Origin of the sequence: Bombiscardovia coagulans, assembly GCF_002259585.1 — a bacterium.
Lineage (GTDB): Bacteria > Actinomycetota > Actinomycetes > Actinomycetales > Bifidobacteriaceae > Bombiscardovia > Bombiscardovia coagulans.
This window is the reverse complement of sequence record NZ_MWWS01000004.1, coordinates 417,832-436,551: the sequence shown is the minus strand read 5'-3', so window position 1 is coordinate 436,551 and position 18,720 is coordinate 417,832. Positions and strand designations below refer to the sequence as shown.

Here is an 18,720-nt window from a genome sequence, read left to right as displayed (position 1 = left end):
TGAAGGGCACGATATTTCAATACGATTCTACTCTTCTAGGGCCAGGCATCCTCAAACTTTGTACTGTAACTGTCTCACACCAATCGGTTGGAGTGTACTCTCAGCAATAAGAGCGCTGATGCTTGTTGAGACCGATCAAACGGTGTGGAGCATTGAAGTCACTTCTCTTCAAAATCTGTTCCGTACCGTCCTGCACGAGTTCTTTTTCAAACTCATGTTCATACTCAGCAACACTGAGTCTACGGCGGTTTTTAAGCATGCTGCTGTGCTTTTTAGCATCCAAGTGCGCTCGAAAATCCGGTTGTATAGTGCCAAAGAAGAGTTCAGCCTCTGATCCGGATCCATAGCTGAACAGACCGAACCTGTCTCCCTCCACAAGGCTGGTATCATTTTCCAACAATGAGAGCAGGCCCAAATATAGTGATCCGGTGTATATGTTCCCCACTTGCTGGCCATATATGATACTGTTCTCAAACCGTTCTACGATCCGCGCATACGACGTAGCATCTACTTTCGATTCAAGAGTGCGTAAGCCTTTACGCCCCATTTTAGAGAATGGAATATGGAACAATAGCGCTGCGAGGTTATCGCTTTGGGTTAAGGACATGTTTTCTGCCCTATCCCAAACTTCAGTAAACATAGACAGGTACACTTCTTCAGAGTACTTGCCTTGAGCGAAAGCCACATTTGAATAGTTGGGTCTCCAGAAGTCGTAAGTGCTCCGGCTTGCTACGACAGTATTTGGTTCAATCGCAAGCACTCCAGGCTTGTTTCCGACAATCATGGCCACCGCACCAGCTCCCTGTGTCACCTCACCAGGAGTTTGTAATCCATAGCGTGCAATGTCGGAAGTGATAACAAGTGCTTTGCTCTCAGGATGTGATCGCACGAAGTCTAAAGCAACCATCAGCCCTGCGGTACCTCCGTAGCAAGCTTCCTTGATTTCCATAACACGCATGCTTTCCGGCAAGCCTAGTAGTTGATGTATAAACAGTGCAGCAGCCTTGGATTGGTCGATTCCTGACTCTGTTCCAACGACCAACAAACCTAATGATGTCCTCAGATCTTCATCCATAAGCGGTTCCGCTGCATTGGCGCCCATGGCTACGATGTCTTGATCCAACGGTGCGACTGCCATCTTCTCTTGACCGATGCCGATAAGGTATTTGTTTGGGTCGACCCCACGCGCATGAGCTAAATCTACGAGATCTATGTATTGGTTTGGTGTATAGAAATTCAGTTTTTCAATGCCAAAACTATCCATCGTTCCCTACCTTCACTATCATTTTGACTCATGCTTTTCTTGTTACATCAAACTAACATTAACTACGGCTACATAGTTGTGTGCTCTCGAGATGTGCTCATCATGTGAACTCTAAACGTCTAGAGACCCCCGTTTTATCTGTGACACAGCCTTCTTTGCGATGTCTAAACTTGCATGTTTCACGTTTTGACGTAGCAAGTTGGCGACCTGCTCTATCTGTTGTTCTCCGGTGGCTCCTGCCATAATTGCTAGACTGCGAAGTTGTAAATTCATATGTCCTTTTTGGATGCCGTCGGTCACTATAGCAAACAGGGCTGCCATGTTTGATGCCAACCCCACACTGGCTGCTATACCCATAAGTTGTGAAGCGCTAGGGTTGCCGAGCAATTTCATGACTAACTGGGCCATAGGAAGTGTTGAAATGGCACCACCAATCGCACCTAGAGGCATGGGTATGTCTATATCTCCTATCAGGCAGTTTTCTGAAACCGTCCAGTTGGTCCAAGTGCGATGTTCTGGATTCAAAACTGAGTATGCAGCAGCGGCAATATTACGCGTATCGTTACCTGTAGCCAGGATTAATGCGTCAACTCCGTTCATGATTCCTTTGTTTTGGGTTGCCGCACGCTGTTGTGAAATCTCAGCGAATGTACTAGCGAGAATCATGCGCTCCGCTACCTGAGCCCCATCCATTTGAGCTGTGGACAATTGAGTGAAGGGGAACACTGCCCGTGCATGAGCGCTTTGCAACGGCGCGTTGTTGGAAAGAATTGCCATGAGCAGTTTCAAACTTGGTGCTTGTTCACAGAGGTAATGTCCCACAGCCTCACAAATGGTGTTGACCACGTTGGCTCCCATAGCTTCAGCCGGGTCAATAGTGAGCCTGAATTCTATGAAATTGCATTCTCTATAGGTCAGTACTTCAATATTGCGAAGACCACCTCCATGTGCAACAAGGCTTGGATGGGCAGTCTGAGCCACTACTTCAACCGCCTCTCGATGTTCCTTTAAGAACTGTTCAGGCTGGTCCAATGTCCCATTAAATACCACTTGGCCGGTTAAACCACACCGTTTTACCGAAGTTGTGAAACCACCGGTTTCGTAGCAACGTTTTGCCGCGTTACTTGCAGCGGCAATCACCGATGGTTCCTCGACGGCAAGTGGCACTATCGTAGGCTTTCCATCGATAATAAAATGCTGAGCTAAGCCTAGGGGAACGGGGAATGTGCCAATTTGATTTTCAATCATATTTGAGGCCACATCGGTAGGTAATCCTGGTGACTGCGCAAGTAGGCCAGTATCCTGTTCGTCAAGATGTCCTTCGGAAAGCAACATTCTCAATCGTTCTTCTGTAGACATGTCACGGAATTTCATCACGATTCTCCTAGCCCCAAACCTCTTATCCAAGTACCAGCTGTCGTATCGGCAAACTATTTATATAGTGTAAAAGGTAAGAGCAAGCATGCCAAGGCTGTCCCTCGCATCCTCTCCGTGTCACATGGATTCTATTTCCATGGCGATTCCCTGACCGCCGCCTACGCATAGTGAAGCCACACCCCTACGAAGGCCCAGCCGGCGAAGGTTATGTATCAATGTAGTGAGGATACGAGCTCCTGAGGCACCAAGGGGGTGTCCCAGTGCGATTGCGCCACCGGAAATGTTATAACGGTCTGGTGAAATACCCAGCTCTTGACGGACAACGAGCGCCTGGCAGGCAAACGCTTCATTAACTTCAAACAAGTCTATATCGTCTATGTTCTGTTCATGGTTTTGTAGTAGTTTTTTGATAGCAGGCACAGGAGCGTATCCCATGAGTTCTGGTTTATATCCTGCTTCGGCATAACCGCAAATTCTTGCCAGTGGTTTCATCTTCAACTCTTTAGCTTTGGCGGCTGTAGTAAGCACTAGAATGCTGGCGCCATCGCTTATTGGAGAAGCATTACCGGCGGTAACCATACCACTTGGACCATAGACGGGCTCAAGTCTAGCCAGCGCCTCCTTTGAGGTATTTGGACGTATGGATTCATCGCGCTCGAGACCAGCGATTGGTGCTATTTCTTTCACAAACCAGCCTGCCTGGGTTGCTTGTGCTGCGCGCTTTTGTGAGATTACGGCATATTCATCGATTTCTTGGCGAGTAAGACCGAATCGCTGTGCGAGATTTTCTGCTGTCCTGCCAACCGGATAATCATAAAATGCGTCGTTGAGACCATCGCGGAAAAGGCTGTCAGATAAGGTGTTGACGTCAAAGCTTTGTTTCCCTGTACGCTTGGCGAGCGCAGGAGCATTTGACATGCTTTCTACCCCTCCTGCGACTACGACATCAGCGTCGCCCATAAGTATTGCGGATTGAGCAAGCCGTATGGCCTTAAGTCCAGATCCACAGACTTGGTTTACAGTCATGGCAGTGCCAGAGCATTTGAATCCAGCATTCAATTGTGCCTGTCGAGCTACATTCTGCCCTTCGCCAGCGCTAATTGCATTACCGAGAATGAGTTGGTCAACGGCATCTGGATCCAATCCACAGGATTGCGTAAGGTCTTGGCATAGTACTGTCGCTAATTGGGCCGAGGTATAGGTACTAAGAGATCCACCAAATTTACCAATAGTTGTTCGTTTGGCAGCAGTAATTACAATATCTGTTGAACTGTGAATAGCTTTCAAAAGCACCGTCCATATACCTAGCCTCACGCCCTACTGTGGCGCAGTACACCTTGTTGTTTGGTCTACTTGCGTTACTTGTGCGAATAAACCAATTTTCTTTCCTGTCTACACACTAGAGTCTCAGACAAGGCTTGCAACGGATATACACGAAGTCTTTACTGCACTTTACACAGTCTCCACAAGATTGTTAGGTTGCACCAAAACTAGGTTATTGTATGAAGCGTCAAGTGTCTGGGGCGTGATTGTTTGCAATCGTTTCTTCTAGAGAAGCTCAGCTATTGCGTGCTGGGTTGGTCAACCATGTTATACACCTACATGGCAGGTGCTTTCAATGTCTCTTTATCAAAGGGCTTGTTGTATATGCAAGCACTTTATGTCTTACAGGACAATCAGTTACCTGTTATGAGATGTGCTTGGGGCAGTACTGCGTGCTATAGGCAGCCACTGTGCTAAAAATGACTAGACTCCTGCATTGTGTCCTCGTAGTTATAGGTGTTCCCGGGGATTCTAGACCTGTCAAAATGACACCTCTGTGCTCCCCGTGCATGCGGGGATGATCCATGCATTTTCATCGCATTGTTACAATATACAAGTTCTCGGATTACTTCCTATCATTTTTTCTAGTCATTTGATATATTCTGAGATGAATTTGCTTTGGTAACAATACGCGGTCGTCGATAACTATAGCGCTGTGGCTCTCATGTGCGCTAATGTTACAGGGGTAAGTCAAACTAAGAGTATCGGTCTTGTGAGAAAGGTCGAGCTTGGGGGAGGACATCATGGCAGAGAGTAGCTCGCGGCAGACTAGGCAAAAAGAAGTTGTGCGTCGTATGCTGCGCACTCAACGTGAGTTTGTTTCTGCTCAAGAGTTGCATGAACTGCTCAATCAGGCTGGAGAGCATGTAGGTTTGGCAACGGTTTACCGGCAGTTAAGCGCGCTAGCTCAAGGTGGGTCAGTAGACACTATCGAGCACAAAGGCTCTAGGCTGTACCGGCTCTGTGCGGCTCAGAGGCGTCATCACCATCATTTAGTTTGCGAAGCTTGTGGCAAAACGATAGAGATTCAACCGCCACGAGAGGACTGGCTGCGGTCAGTGGCTTCAGCTCAAGGGTTTACAGTCTCTTCCCATACGCTCGAGGTATATGGTTTGTGTGCCGAATGTCAACACTCAACCAATACCCTCATTAAGTAAGTGAGATGGTTGTGTTGGTTGTTCTTGGAAGAGTTATTGTTCTTCCGAAGAGGTAGGTTGTGAACTTTTTTCGTCGCTATTTGGCCTGTTCGAGGTTGGTTCGTGACTACCTGTCTTTGTGATTGTACTCTTACTCAGCTCGCTAGCGTGTGCTTGTTCCTGGTTTGTGGCGTTTTTCTCTTTTGCTGTTTTCGCCGGCCTCAGGGATTTTATAGCATCGAGGGCTTGTGAAGCCTTTAGGTCAGGAAGATAAGCCTGGAGTACAGCTAGTCCAATCTGTACTAGTTGGGCGGGGTCTGGATAGCAAATATAGACTGGTTGCTCAGTTGGCTGGAACTTTTTCTTGAAGAAGAAGAGTGAGCTGAATCCATATGCTGGCTCCATGAGGTCAGCTACCAGTTGTAAGGCATGCTGCAAGATTTGTGGGGAATTTTCTCCTTGATTATCTCGTTCTGGATTCATGCCTGCCAGAGGTGCTGCAGATAAGCTCATAAACTCAACTTGTCCTTCATCTCGCAAACGTTCAGCCATTCGAGCTATAAGGAATTCCATGATGCCATTAGGTGAGTCTGTCCTGTGGCGCATAAAGTCTAGGGTCCAGCCAACAACTTTGTCATCACGGTAAGTAGGCATCCAGGAGGTGACGGCTAGGACAGTACCTTCAGCGTCAATAGCATAGAGGAGGGCTACGCGAGGATCCCTGAGTTCGTCTAATCCTCCCAAAGTGAATTTCATTTCTGGCAGGGCTTTCAATTCAGCCCACTGTTCAGAAATTGCTACTATCTGGGACTGCACGTTCCAAGGAGCATCGTTGAAGGTGGAAAGTTCATCGTGATAATTACTCTTTTTTGCCTTATTGATGGCTGTGCGAATATCCTGCCATTTCTTGCCCCGGGTCTCCCATTTGGAAGGAATAACGATCATCTCTGAGCCGACTTCAAGAGAAGTCCAACCATGTGCAACTAGTTCGTCGCGCTGAGGCTTATGGACAGAGTAGAAGACGGGGGACCAGGAATGTTCTGAGCAATAGTGCCAGAACGCATGTAAATCGGCTATATACTCGTCTGGATCTCCGAAGGGGCCAGTTGTAGTTAATGCTATGCCGTGGAGGACTCGGTAGGCGATAGCTGAGCGACCACTGGGGGAGAACCAATAGTTATTGCCCTCCCAAGTGGTCATGAAGGTCATCGATTCACCGCCGGTTTCGACGAGTGCATTGGCTCGTATGCGTTCATCCTCATGCTGGATGACAGAGCTACGCATCCAAGAAAGGAGAACTATGAGTACTACTAGCCAAAAAATAAAGCCAATGGAGTTGTTAAGGATTAATCCTGTCAGTGTCCGTGGGATAAAGCGGGGGCGGAAACGACTGGCAATGCCGTTTGTCAAGTAACGGGTTGGTAGTTCCGCTAAAGCCATACTGAGCGTTGGTTTTGGTTTGAAAGAACCCGGTGATACAGAGATCCAGAAGAGGTAGAAAGCAGCGGTTGCAAGCCAGGTCAAGAAAATAATAATCGATCCAAAACGTAGACGGCTTGCTTTTGTGCGTACGGGGAAGTAACGCATATAGCGGCAAATGAAGTAGGTGAAAATGAGGGGCGGCAGAGCAATGGCCAAGAGTGAGGGAATTGCTCCATGTCGAATAGCTCTTGTTAGCCCTTCCCCAAGGGTTAAGGGTACGACTAGGTAGTAAATCAGTGCTAACACTACAGTTAGGCTGTTAAGAATTATGCTGGTGGTGGCAGCTACTCGGCGCCCATGGTAGATGCCCCACGAAACCACAAGCATGACCGCTGTTGGAATAAGCATGCTAATGAACGTTGGTGTGCTTACTGGCCTAGTTAATCCATACTGCACGTAACATGAGGTAGCAGTGTTTGCCCTCAGACATGCTGATAGTTGATCTGCGCTATGAGGGCCAGGTCCCATGAACATGCCTAATGGAGTAAAAACACCTGCTTTGACCTTGGATGATGCGGTAACGATTGGTCCCAGAGCAAGTACTGTAGAAATTGCACCTAACAGATGACGTGTTTCGTATGAGGATCGGCGGCCTGCTAAAGCGTGATCTGTGATAGGGCCATGCCAAATTCTACCTACGAGGTGTCCAATAAGAGCTGCCGCTAGAGCGCAATAATTGCCAGGGTTCCCTGTGTAAAGCACCAGCAAGATGAGTGACGTATAGCCAATGAGGTTTATGCGCCGTCTCCATAGGAGGTTGCTGTATGAACTTGAAGCCATCAGGGATCCGATGACAAGCGTCACAGGATTTAATGACATAGGAATTCGTGCAAACCAGGACCAATGAATCTGTATCTCATTAATGGCGTAACAAATTATTAGCCCCATAACTGTGCCGCCCAAGGCAGAGATTAATGAGGAAATAATCACCCGCTGTCGTCCTAGGCGGGTTTCAGCAATACAAAGAATTAAAAGAACGATTGCAGAATCGACAATCAACTGCAAGGGTCCTGCGGTGATAAACAGGGACAGTATGAGTTTCGCAAATTGTTCCAGCATTCCAGGTTGATGTGGAGCGCTTGACTGGAGTGGGCCTGCTGGATCCCTAAAAAAGGTAGCAAGTGGCGTACTGATACGATCGTTTTTTGGTACCCGTAAAAGGGCGAAAAGGAGCCAAGCTGCTAAATTGATAACAACTATCGCCAGGGTCGAGAACACTGCGAGTGAATGCGCGTGCAGCCAGCGTTTCAAATCATCAAAAAGGACAGACAGAGCAGATTTCTCCATGGTACTTGGTCCTTTATATGTCTCACTCATACTATGCAACCCTCTACTTACTATTCTAGAGCTATCTCTGAGATATTCGGGTAATTGCTGATTGGTTTACCCATGTCCCCTAACCCCATGCGTTCCCCTAACCAGTCTAAGGCTGGTTCCCAACATGCGTTGACAGCATGCCAGTCATGGCCGTTACCCTGGGAAACAACCAACTTAACATCCATACCAGCACGTTTAGCAGCTTGGCCAATTGCGGTCATATTGCTAATTGAAACGGAATCCTTACCCCCCGAACCTGCGAAAAGTGTCTGCTTGGATGGAGCGTGTTGTTCGATGGCATAGATGGGTTCTTGTTCGCGGAAAGCTTGCTCATTACCATGGAAGTAATTCTTAATCATGGATTCGCGTGAGCCTTGGCTAGGACCTATTTCTCCATCTGCGGGCAGCATGTTGCCATAGATGTCGGGGTGTCGGGCTCCCAGCTGGGTAGAGCATGTGCCTCCTTGAGAGAAACCACCAACTGCCCACATATCGGAGCTTTCGGCTACGGGAAGATGGGAAGTAATCCATGTTGGGACATCTTGGGTGAGGTAGGTTTCCGCATTTCCATAAACTGGAGAGTCTACGCACAAGCTGTTGTGGTTAGAAGCGCCGTTCTGATCGGGTGATACGACAATAGGTGCTAGACCATGGTGTTTCTCAGCATATGCGTTCATCATAGACTCGATGCCTGCTGCGGTGAAGAGTCGGTCCGGAGAACCAGGTTGTCCGGCAAGCATAACAAACACAGGCAATGCTGGTGGTTTCTCGCTTAAGGCCGCTGGAGGTAAATAAATGTCGGCAGGGCGGGCTTCAAAGTGTGACCTGGTGTTGTTGATATTTGCTGAAAAAACTTTACCCCGCTTTGGGTAGGCCGGTAGCTTGCCTTCCTGTGCAAGGTTTCGCCATTCTTTGACGTTCATGCTTGCTGGCTGTACATCATTGTGGTGGAGACGCGGATAGGCCGATACGGAAAATATGGAACCAATCGTGGTGAATTCTCCGTATATCATGTCAATTCGTAGGGCAGTAGCGAGGATTACCATTACTGCCATCGCTGACGCTAGGAAGCGCTTCCAGCCGTGATGAGTAATGAGAGTTGTTACGACAAAACCCATGGCAGTAAATCCTGCTGCAACAGCGAAGATGACCATCCATCCCAGACTTACTTCAAAAAGCATGAAAACGTCTGATACTAGCCATGCTGCCAAGAGCCCGAATGCTCCTGACAGTATGGCAACCAGCAGTGCCAGCCTGAGTTTTTTTCTCTGACTTTTGCTGCACTGCGCTAGTATGAGAGCAGCTAACCCGATAATAGTTATCCCGAAAATAAGAGCAGGGAACCAGCCAACAAGCAAGTGAATATGAGCGAAGTGTCTAAGCATGAAAACCTTCCGTCGTCACCAGTATAGCGAGTCATGAGAGTGAGGAGATGAGTCTTCCATAACTGGAATGAGCATAGCACTCCTTGCTTGAAGCTGGATAGGGGACATGATACGTTATTGATAATGAATATCAATAACGTAGTTGCTACCCAGGAACTACGGCATGACTGTGGGCCAAAAGGAGTTACATAGATGCAGTTGAGACCAGTAACAGGGAAGTTTGATCGACCTTCAAATCTGCTACGGAAAAGCATAGCTGGCACCTTTGCGTTAGCTTTGCTTTTTGGATTGGCTGCATGTGGTAATCCAACAGATACTAAGGGATCTGCTAGCAAGGGGACTATACAGGTAGTGACAAGCATTGGACAGTGGTCAGCCTTGGCGCAACAGCTAGGAGGAGACAAAGTTAAGTCCCAGCCAGTCATTAATAATCCAAATGCAGATGCACACGACTATGAACCCACTACGTCAGATATTGGTCATATTGGTAGGGCCGATTTAGTTATCGTGAATGGGGCTGGTTACGACAGCTGGGCAAGTAAGGCAGCCAATACCAACGAACATAAAATAGTGGATATCGCTGCCAGTTCTGGACATAAGTCTGGGGACAATCCTCACTTATGGTTCTCGAGTCAGGCCCGTAAGCAAGCAGCACAAGCTATCACCAAGGCCTACCAGGAACTTCTTCCTGAAGAAGAGCAGTATTTTAGTCAGCAGCATGCGCGCTGGCAGCAATCAGAACAAGGTTTGAGTAATCGTCTAGCGCAGGTGAAAACGAAAGTTGGCGGATCTACATACATTGCAACAGAATCAGCAGCACATTACCTGGCGGAAGATATAGGTCTTACTGACAACACGCCGGTCGGATTTAGTCAAGCAGTAGCCAATGAGAGTGAGCCTTCTCCAGCAGACATTCATTCCACAGAACAGCTATTGCTCAATAAGAAAGTGCAACTTCTTATTTTTAACAACCAAGAGGTTAGTGGCGTTAGCAATCAACTGGTAAGTGCTGCTCATACTGCAGCTCTTCCAGTTGTGCAAGTCAGTGAACAAATGCCTGCCGAATATCATAATTTGGTCGATTGGATTGGCTCTTTACTCACAGAATTCGAAAAAGCTTTTGATGTATCGAATGCAGGCTAGGCTTGATGAGCCAGGATGAGCAGTATGGATTGTCTGACTCAATAGGAAGAATAAAAGCAATACCAAGGACAGATTGTCCTTAGAATATAGAAAGGTGCAAGATCTAGCGTGACGGAAGCAAACAAGGCAGCAGAGCATGGCACCGATAACACAGCCCCGTTGCAGCACACGCAGGATTCAAAAGAGCAAGGAAAGGGTGTCAGTAACCGCTTCAAAGCTGTCAGTTTACGTGGCAAGTGGAAACCAGCCACATGGGTGTATGCTGTCCTCTTCGTTGTTTTTGATATCGTTGCTGTTGCACTTTTGCAGTGGGGTGTGACTCTGAGCACATCTCGAGTTGCTTTATCAAATCCCCTGATAGGTTTCTGGGGCTTTGTATCGGCCATGTGGAACGGACATCGATTTGTGTTCATTTTGAACCTACTGGCTATCGGTTTGGTATACCTCCTGTTGCTGTTTCTGTGTAATCGCTTCTGGGTTGCCACGCCAGTGCTGTTGACTGTTGCAGGAGTCATTGCAGTCATAGAGCATTTCAAGGTAGCCTCTCGCTATGAAACAATACTGCCTTCTGATTTGAATTTTTTGCACGCTGATGCAGGCAATATCGTATCTTTTTTGCCAACCGGATCGTTCTTCCTGATTGTGCTGACAGTTGTTTTGATCTTCGTTCTCATGTTCGCCAGTATCTTATTGAGTAGGGTAGATAGCTGGCACGGTCGAGTTGTGCGCACAGGTAACAAGGGTCTTGGTGCTTCTATTCGTTGTGCTGGTGTGGTAGTTCCCACGCTAGTCTTAGCGCTCTTTATGTCGTCTGTAGGCACTTACGGAACTTGGGCTAACTCCTTCTCCCGGTGGATGGGAGACCTGCCTTCGATGTGGGATTCGGTCTATGATGCCCAGCGTAACGGTACCTTTGTGTCCTTCTCTCGTCAGCTCAATCCGAAAATCATGGATGAGCCTAGTGACTATAACCAGGCGTCTATGGAGAAGATCGTTAAGCGTTACAGCAAGCAGGCGGATATTATCAACAAGGATAGGGCCTCGTACCTCAATGAGAATACGCTTGTGTATATTCTCTCTGAGTCATTCTCAGATCCTTCAAGAGCGCCAGGTGTGCAGTTAAATGCTGATCCTATGCCTAATATCCGCTCTATTAAAAAAGACACTACTAGCGGCTTAATGCTGTCTTCTGGATACGGTGGCGGCACAGCAAATATGGAATTCCAAGCTTTGTCTGGTCTGTCAATGGCTAATTTCGATCCTTCACTCACTAGTCCTTATCAACAGGTGATTCCCGATCTTAAGTGGATGCCTATGGTAAACCAAAACTGGGGTGGGTCTGAGCACTCACTGGCTTTCCATCCCTATGAGCCTTCTATGTACTCGCGAGCGCAGAACTATAAGACTTTCGGCTTCTCGCATTTTTACACCTTGGCTGGCAACGATATTATTAACCACCAAGAGCATATCGACAATTCTCCTTATGTGTCCGATGCGGCGGCTTACCAGTCTGCTTTAGAGGCGATGCAGGCTCATCGGTCTAACCAGTTTGTCGAGGTCATTACCATGCAGAACCACATGCCGTACAATGACTGGTACAAAGACAACACCTTCCAGGTTTCTGTTCCAGAAGGTGCGCCTGACTTGGGGGAGGACGAGCTGACCTCTATTCACACATACGCGAAAGGTGTCAGCTTGACCGATCAAGCTACTCAATCATTCATAGACTCCATTAACCATTTGGATAAGCCGGTAACGGTTGTCTTTTATGGAGACCATTTGCCAGGTATCTACAACACAGCCTCAGCAGATATGAACAATTCACTGGCCTTACACCTGACAGATTACTTTATCTGGTCAAATAAGGCTTCAGCTTCACATGGCACAGATTTACCTAATTCAGCGTACACGTCACCTAACTTCTTTACTGCTCAAGCAGCTCGTCATATGAATGCCAAAGTTTCACCATACTTGGCTTTCCTTACTGGTTTGCAGGATAAGATATCTGCGATTGAACCTCCTGTTGTCAATCAGATTCAAGGTTGGGAACGTATACCTGAAGGACAGACTATCTACCTTGATGCTACGGGCAAACCCATGGACGCTCGTTCATTTGATGAGAGAACTCAGCAGCTTCTTCATGACTATAAGCTCATCCAGTACGACATCATGGCTGGTAAGCAGTACTTACGGGGTAGTAATTTTATGACAGCACCTACTAGGGCATCTGATAAGAAAGCAGCTGAAGCAGCAGCCAAACGTAAGGCAACACAAGCTGACCAACAGGCTCGAAAGGAACGGACCGAGACTCCAGTGATTCCTGGGCCGGACCATACAACCGCCCAGTGACGCCAGCGATAGTTGTAGCAGGTGAATCAGAAAAGGTCTTTGCCTGCTGGCGTTGGTGTCTTGAGAGAATATTGTGTAGCTCGCAGATCAACTTTTTGCACAGACCTTGAGGCACAATAGGGTATGTATGAGCCGGGGGCCTAGTGCCTTGAGTAGTGTAGAGATTGGTAGAACATGACAGGTCGAATTCGTGCTATTGACCAGGAAGCTGTATTACAGCTGACAGATGTCATACGCGAAGGGGGACTTGGTGTTATCCCCACGGATACGGTCTACGGTGTCGTTTGTGACCCATGTAATGATGCAGCTATAGACGCTCTTTTTGCTGCCAAACAGCGGCCACGTTCGAAATCGTTGCAAGTCCTAGTGCCCTCTGTCGAAGCTATTGAGCATTTAGGGTTGATTCTTCCTGCTCCTCTAGATCAACTGTCGGAAGTACTATTACCAGGTGCTTTTTCTCCGGTGTGTATAGCTCGCACTCATTGTAAACTCAAGACGCTGCGTCAAGAAAACAGTGCTCGCACGCAAGCTATTCGTGTACCGAACTCAGCTCCCTGCCAGTCTGTACTTGCAGCTATAGGGCCACTAGCGGCATCTTCGGCTAATCGTTCTGGTCAGCCTAGTGCACAGACTGCCCAAGAAGCATATGAACAGTTGGGGGACTCGGTGGATCTATATTTGGATGCAGGACCTACACCAGGGCCAGTGCCTTCGACTGTTGTGGCCTGTGATGCAAGTCACAGATATGGGGTTAGTGTTCTGCGTGAGGGTGCTGTTAGCTCTCAACAGATTCATATGCTGCTTTCTGCTGGCAGTCAGGATCTGATCCAATGAGAGTCTATATACTGGTAGCTGCTGTTGCTGGAGGTGCCACGTGGTTGGTGACTCCGCTCATCCGTCACCTTGCCATCCGTATAGGTGCTGTAGGTCAGGTCCGTGCGAGAGACGTGCATACAGTTCCTACTCCACGTATGGGTGGACTTGCCATGTTGGTCGGTTTTGCAGTGGCCATGCTCTTTGCTTCTCGTATTCCATTTATTTCCGGTTTATTTGAAACAGGGCATCAAGCCTGGGTGATTTTGATCGGGGCAGTAGCAGTATGCTTACTCGGTATGGCTGATGACCTGTGGGATTTAGACTGGATGCTCAAGCTAGCTGGTCAGCTGTTAATTTCGGTCTTTGTTTCCTGGGGTGGTATTCAAATTATTTCGCTGCCACTGGGTTCGCTGGTCACAGCCTCCCCATCTCTATCTATGGCTATTACCGCTTTCCTTATTGTTGCTTCGATTAATGCTGTTAACTTCGTAGATGGGCTTGACGGTTTGGCAGCAGGTATTGTGGCTATCGGTGGAATTGCTTTTGGAGCTTACTCATATATAATAGCCAGGATTTCGCCCTCTTATGCTTCTATGGCAACGCTTATTGATGTTGCTCTGGTAGGAATCTGCGTTGGCTTTTTGCTCCATAATTGGCATCCAGCTAAACTTTTTATGGGTGATTCCGGATCCATGCTTCTTGGCTATTTGATCACCTGTGCTTCGATTGTGGTGACTGGACGTTTGGATCCTGCAACTATCCATACCAGCATATATTTACCAGCTTTTATGCCTATTCTCTTGCCTATTTTGGTGCTGTTTCTACCTGTGCTTGACATGTGCTTGGCCATTGTACGCAGGTTAAGCCATGGTCAGTCCCCGATGCACCCAGACCGGATGCATCTGCACCACAGGATGTTGAGGATCGGTCATTCAGTACCCTCTGCGGTGTTGATTTTGTGGGGTTGGGCAGCACTGTTTTCATTTGGTTCGCTGACCATCCTCTTTGTGCCCGCTGGATATGCGTTCATCGGTTTTGTTGCGGCCGCTATGCTGTTGACAGTAGCCACACTGTATCCGTACTATCGACGGCGAATTCCAGAAATTCAGCAGGAGAATGCTGTGCTGAAAGCTTCAAAACAGCGGGAGTTAGACCATAGGGACCAGTGAAACAGCTGTGCCTGTATCAAGGTGTGAGTAATACATGTTGGTAGTTTTATAGTCTGTGCTCATCTATATCATGTTGCTATGTCTACAGTTATTACAGACCAAACTTCTTCCGCCTATCAGCCTCTTCCTGACAAGTTCCAGCGACTTGGCTTAGCTTATGATGATGTGCTCATTCTTCCTAATGAGTCAAATGTTATTCCATCTGAAGTCGACACGACTACTAACCTGACTCGACATATCACCATGAAGTCGCCTATTATTTCTGCCGCTATGGATACGGTTACAGAGGCTCCCATGGCTATTGCGATGGCTCGTAATGGGGGTATTGGAGTTCTTCACCGGAATTTAAGCATTGAAGATCAATCCAATCAAGTTGACATTGTGAAGCGGTCAGAGTCTGGCATGATCTCAGATCCACTTACTGTTACTCCTGAAGCTTCACTGTCTGAACTCGACAAACTTTGCGCAATGTATAAGGTATCGGGTTTGCCGGTGGTAGATCGTGATCAGCGCTTGGTTGGGATTATCACCAATCGAGACATGCGTTTTGTCAATCCTGATGATTATGACAAGCTAACAGTAGACCAAGTAATGACAAGAGATCACCTCATTACCGGCCCATCAGATATTACTAAAGCGGACGCTCATGAGATCCTAGAACGATACAAGGTAGAAAAACTGCCTTTAGTAGATAAGCAAGGACGGTTGACGGGTCTGATTACTGTTAAGGACTTCGTTAAGACTGAGCAATACCCTGATGCAACCAAAGATGAGCGTGGGCGTCTACGGGTAGCCGCAGCCGTTGGTTTCTTTGGTGATGCATGGGAGCGGATTACTTCCCTCCGGGATGCTGGTGTAGATGCGCTAGTGGTTGATACGGCGCACGGACATGCCAAACTTATGCTAGATATGATCCACCGCATCAAGAGCGACCATGCTTTTGACAGTGTGGATATCATCGGAGGCAATGTTGCAACCAGAGAAGGAGCGCAAGCGCTTATTGATGCTGGGGTAGACGCGGTAAAAGTCGGAGTAGGCCCAGGTTCAATCTGTACTACTCGTGTCGTGGCTGGTATCGGAGTTCCTCAGCTGACAGCAGTTTATGAAGCCTCCCTGGCATGCAAACCAGCAGGAGTTCCCCTAATAGCTGATGGTGGTATTCATTACTCGGGTGATATCGCTAAGGCTATTGTTGCTGGTGGAGATACAGTTATGCTTGGTGGTCTTTTGGCTGGCACCACAGAGGCTCCAGGTGAAAGAGTTCTTCTCCATGGTAAGCAATATAAGGTTTATCGGGGTATGGGGTCGATGGGTGCTATGGCCCCACGTGGTAAAAAGTCGTATTCTAAAGACCGCTACTTCCAAGCTGATGTTACCGCTTCAGACAAAGTGGTACCGGAAGGCGTTGAGGGAGAGGTGCCCTTCCGTGGGCCTCTCAGCTATGTACTTTACGAATTAGTGGGTGGTCTTCACCAAACTATGTTCTACACAGGTGCTCGCACGATTCCAGAATTACAGGAGAAGGGTCAATTTATTCGCATTACTGATGCGGCCTTGAGAGAGTCTCATCCTCATGACATCGTTATGACGAAAGAAGCCCCCAATTACTCCGGTTTTCATGACTGATTAAGAGGTAGGGGTTTGTGAAATAGATAGGACGTTTTGGCTGGAGTTAAACGATAATCAGGTTTTCCAGCGGTCGACAGTATAAGGAAAGCAGATAGATGAGCGATACAAATGAGGAAGTGTTCACCCCCGAGGAATCGAGGATGATTTGGATTGACTGCGAAATGACTGGACTGGATATTTTCCATGATGAGTTGTGCGAAGTCTCTGTTGTCCCTACAGACTTTAACATGAAAGTTTTGGATAAGGGCATCGATGTAGTCATCAAACCTTCTGATACGGCTGTGGCCCATATGGACGATTTCGTCCGTAATATGCACACTTCCTCAGGATTAGTTGACGAATGGAACAAAGAAGGATTAGGACTGGAAGAGGCTCAGAGGCAGGTTGTTGCGTATGTAAAACAGTTCCTACCGGCGCATGGCAGAGCTCATCTAGCTGGTAATTCAGTTGGATCGGATAAGAAGTTTTTGGACCGGTATATGCCCAATCTGATGGAACTCCTTCACTACAGGGTCATCGATGTGTCTACCTTGAAAGAGCTTTCACGTCGCTGGTACCCTGCTGTCTACAGGAATAAGCCTGCCAAGCACGGTGGGCATCGGGCACTGGCTGACATCATTGAGTCAGTTGACGAGCTGCGTTATTACCGTGATATGTTCTTTTTGCCAACACCTGGGCCGGATGAGATCGCTGCCCAGGCTGGAGCGCAGCAGATTGAGCAGACTTCTCTTTTGCGTACTTACGAACAAGAAGGTCAGCCGATTGAGGATGCTTCTACTCCTGAAAAGAAAGACTATTAAGCTGTCAGAATGTGCGCTCTACAATGACAGTATTACATTATGCGGCAATCTGAAGCTCTCAATATTCTCGATGCTGGTGCCAACGTTTTTCTTACAGGTGCACCTGGCGCTGGTAAGACTTTTGTTCTCAATGAGTTCATTGACACTGCCCGCCAAAGAGGAGCTACTGTAGCTATCACCGCATCTACGGGTATAGCCTCTACTCATATCAATGGGCAAACAATACACTCGTGGTCGGGTGTGGGCATAGCCAGTGTTATGACCGACAGTCTTCTCAAGAGGATTCGGTCTCGCCGCAAGCGGCAGATAGGTAAAACCGACATACTCGTAATCGACGAAGTGTCTATGATGCATGCTTGGCTCTTCGATATGGTGGATCAGGCATGCCGGTCTATTCGACACAGTCCTGAACCTTTTGGTGGGTTACAAGTCGTTCTTTCTGGTGACTTCTTTCAGTTGCCGCCGGTGTCTCGTTCTGGTCGTAATACTGATGTGCTGGCGGCAAGCCCAGAGTTTCAAGAGTCGCGTGCTCGTTATGCAGATGCTGGAAGAAATCCTGAGGGTTTTGTGACCGAGTCATTAGTGTGGCAGGAGTTGGATCCGGTAATTTGCTATTTGACCGAGCAGCACCGTCAAGATGACGGCCAGCTATTAACGGTATTGACCGACATTCGAGAGGGTTCTGTTACTCAAGATGACCACAATGTGCTCGCAGGTCGAGTGGGTACTCAACCTGAATCAGGTCAAGTAGCGGTTCATCTTTTCCCGGTCAATAAACAAGCTGACAGTTTGAACGATTTTCGTCTTGGACAAATAGGGGAGGAGGCTCATCAGTATGCGGCTACTCAGTCTGGAGACCCCCTATTAGTAGACCGCCTGAAGAAAAATATGCTTGCCCCTGAACAACTTCTGCTCAAGACTGGTGCCGCAGTGATGGCCTTGCGTAATGACCCAGACCATCAATATGTCAATGGCTCTATTGGTAAGGTAAAGGGGTTTATGCCTCAGTCTCAAGGCGGCTGGCCAATTGTTGCATTTGATAACGGTAATACGGTAACCATGAAACCTGCCGCTTGGGAGATGACAGATGGTGATGTGGTGTTGGCGGCAGTCAACCAGGTTCCCCTACGCTGCGCCTGGGCTATCACAATTCATAAGTCTCAAGGTATGACGCTGGACAGGGCTGTCATGGATTTGCGTCGGACATTTGCACCGGGAATGGGCTATGTAGCTCTTTCTCGCGTGGAAGCTCTGGACGGTCTCTATCTGGACGGTATCAACGAACATGCATTCTTAGTGTCGCCTGATGCTGTCATCCTTGATGCTGACTTACGGGCAAATTCTAAAGCAGCATGCTCACGGCTGGCAGGTGAAGGTGCAGGTTCTTTCAGCAAACACTCGAGTGTACAAGAATTTGATGGAAGCGACTTTAGCCAAGGTGGGCTTTTCTGAGATAAGATCAGATAGGTTATCTCTGTGTGAGACGCCCGCTTGGTGTTTTCTCTTGTCTGTGAAAGCACTTATTCTTGA

General features: G+C 47.8%; 13 protein-coding genes. 8 read left to right on the top strand and 5 right to left on the bottom strand.

Features of this window, described 5'->3' with window-relative positions; translation table 11 throughout:
• Positions 1 to 100 precede the first annotated feature (100 nt).
• From BOCO_RS03555 to BOCO_RS03545, 3 genes are all read right to left on the bottom strand, one after another.
• Positions 101 to 1,264 carry a hydroxymethylglutaryl-CoA synthase gene (locus BOCO_RS03555; protein WP_094722704.1) on the bottom strand — a complete coding sequence of 388 codons (1,164 nt, stop codon included), beginning with the start codon at positions 1,262 to 1,264 and terminating at the stop codon, positions 101 to 103.
• Positions 1,265 to 1,375: 111 nt separating this feature from the next.
• The gene (locus BOCO_RS03550; protein WP_094722703.1) at positions 1,376 to 2,638 is read right to left on the bottom strand and encodes a hydroxymethylglutaryl-CoA reductase, degradative; all 1,263 of its coding nucleotides are present in this window, start codon (positions 2,636 to 2,638) and stop codon (positions 1,376 to 1,378) included.
• 120 nt (positions 2,639 to 2,758) lie between these two features.
• Positions 2,759 to 3,955 carry a thiolase family protein gene (locus tag BOCO_RS03545; RefSeq protein WP_244568720.1) on the bottom strand — a complete coding sequence of 399 codons (1,197 nt, stop codon included), beginning with the start codon at positions 3,953 to 3,955 and terminating at the stop codon, positions 2,759 to 2,761.
• A gap of 752 nt (positions 3,956 to 4,707) precedes the next feature.
• Here BOCO_RS03545 and BOCO_RS03540 point away from each other — a divergent pair.
• A complete protein-coding gene (locus BOCO_RS03540; protein WP_094722702.1) occupies positions 4,708 to 5,121 on the top strand; it encodes a Fur family transcriptional regulator in 414 nt (137 codons plus the stop codon).
• A 33-nt stretch (positions 5,122 to 5,154) separates the two neighbouring features.
• On the opposite strand, the gene BOCO_RS03535 is transcribed toward BOCO_RS03540, so the two are convergent.
• Positions 5,155 to 7,899, bottom strand: a complete 2,745-nt coding sequence (locus BOCO_RS03535; RefSeq protein ID WP_094722701.1) for a bifunctional lysylphosphatidylglycerol flippase/synthetase MprF — start codon at positions 7,897 to 7,899, stop codon at positions 5,155 to 5,157.
• Positions 7,900 to 7,919: 20 nt separating this feature from the next.
• Entirely contained in the window at positions 7,920 to 9,284 is a 1,365-nt protein-coding gene (locus BOCO_RS03530) for an alpha/beta hydrolase-fold protein (RefSeq protein ID WP_094722700.1), read from the bottom strand.
• A 192-nt stretch (positions 9,285 to 9,476) separates the two neighbouring features.
• Here BOCO_RS03530 and BOCO_RS03525 point away from each other — a divergent pair, with 192 nt between their 5' ends.
• The 7 genes from BOCO_RS03525 to BOCO_RS03495 all read left to right on the top strand — a co-directional run bounded on the left by BOCO_RS03525 (position 9,477) and on the right by BOCO_RS03495 (position 18,642).
• Positions 9,477 to 10,427: a metal ABC transporter solute-binding protein, Zn/Mn family gene (locus tag BOCO_RS03525; protein WP_094722699.1), complete on the top strand. Its 951-nt coding sequence runs from the start codon at positions 9,477 to 9,479 to the stop codon at positions 10,425 to 10,427.
• Between the two features lie 108 nt (positions 10,428 to 10,535).
• Positions 10,536 to 12,776 carry an LTA synthase family protein gene (locus tag BOCO_RS03520; RefSeq protein WP_094722698.1) on the top strand — a complete coding sequence of 747 codons (2,241 nt, stop codon included), beginning with the start codon at positions 10,536 to 10,538 and terminating at the stop codon, positions 12,774 to 12,776.
• 174 nt (positions 12,777 to 12,950) lie between these two features.
• Complete coding sequence (locus BOCO_RS03515) at positions 12,951 to 13,610, top strand: L-threonylcarbamoyladenylate synthase (protein ID WP_094722697.1); 660 nt, start codon at positions 12,951 to 12,953, stop codon at positions 13,608 to 13,610.
• Entirely contained in the window at positions 13,607 to 14,761 is a 1,155-nt protein-coding gene (locus tag BOCO_RS03510; protein ID WP_094722696.1) for an MraY family glycosyltransferase, read from the top strand. Before BOCO_RS03515 ends, BOCO_RS03510 begins: the two co-directional genes overlap by 4 nt.
• Positions 14,762 to 14,839: 78 nt before the next feature.
• Positions 14,840 to 16,387 carry an IMP dehydrogenase gene (guaB, locus tag BOCO_RS03505; protein ID WP_094722695.1) on the top strand — a complete coding sequence of 516 codons (1,548 nt, stop codon included), beginning with the start codon at positions 14,840 to 14,842 and terminating at the stop codon, positions 16,385 to 16,387.
• A 98-nt stretch (positions 16,388 to 16,485) separates the two neighbouring features.
• Complete coding sequence (gene orn / locus BOCO_RS03500; RefSeq protein ID WP_094722694.1) at positions 16,486 to 17,190, top strand: oligoribonuclease; 705 nt, start codon at positions 16,486 to 16,488, stop codon at positions 17,188 to 17,190.
• A gap of 39 nt (positions 17,191 to 17,229) precedes the next feature.
• Positions 17,230 to 18,642 carry a PIF1 family DEAD/DEAH box helicase gene (locus BOCO_RS03495; RefSeq protein WP_094722693.1) on the top strand — a complete coding sequence of 471 codons (1,413 nt, stop codon included), beginning with the start codon at positions 17,230 to 17,232 and terminating at the stop codon, positions 18,640 to 18,642.
• Positions 18,643 to 18,720 lie beyond the last annotated feature (78 nt).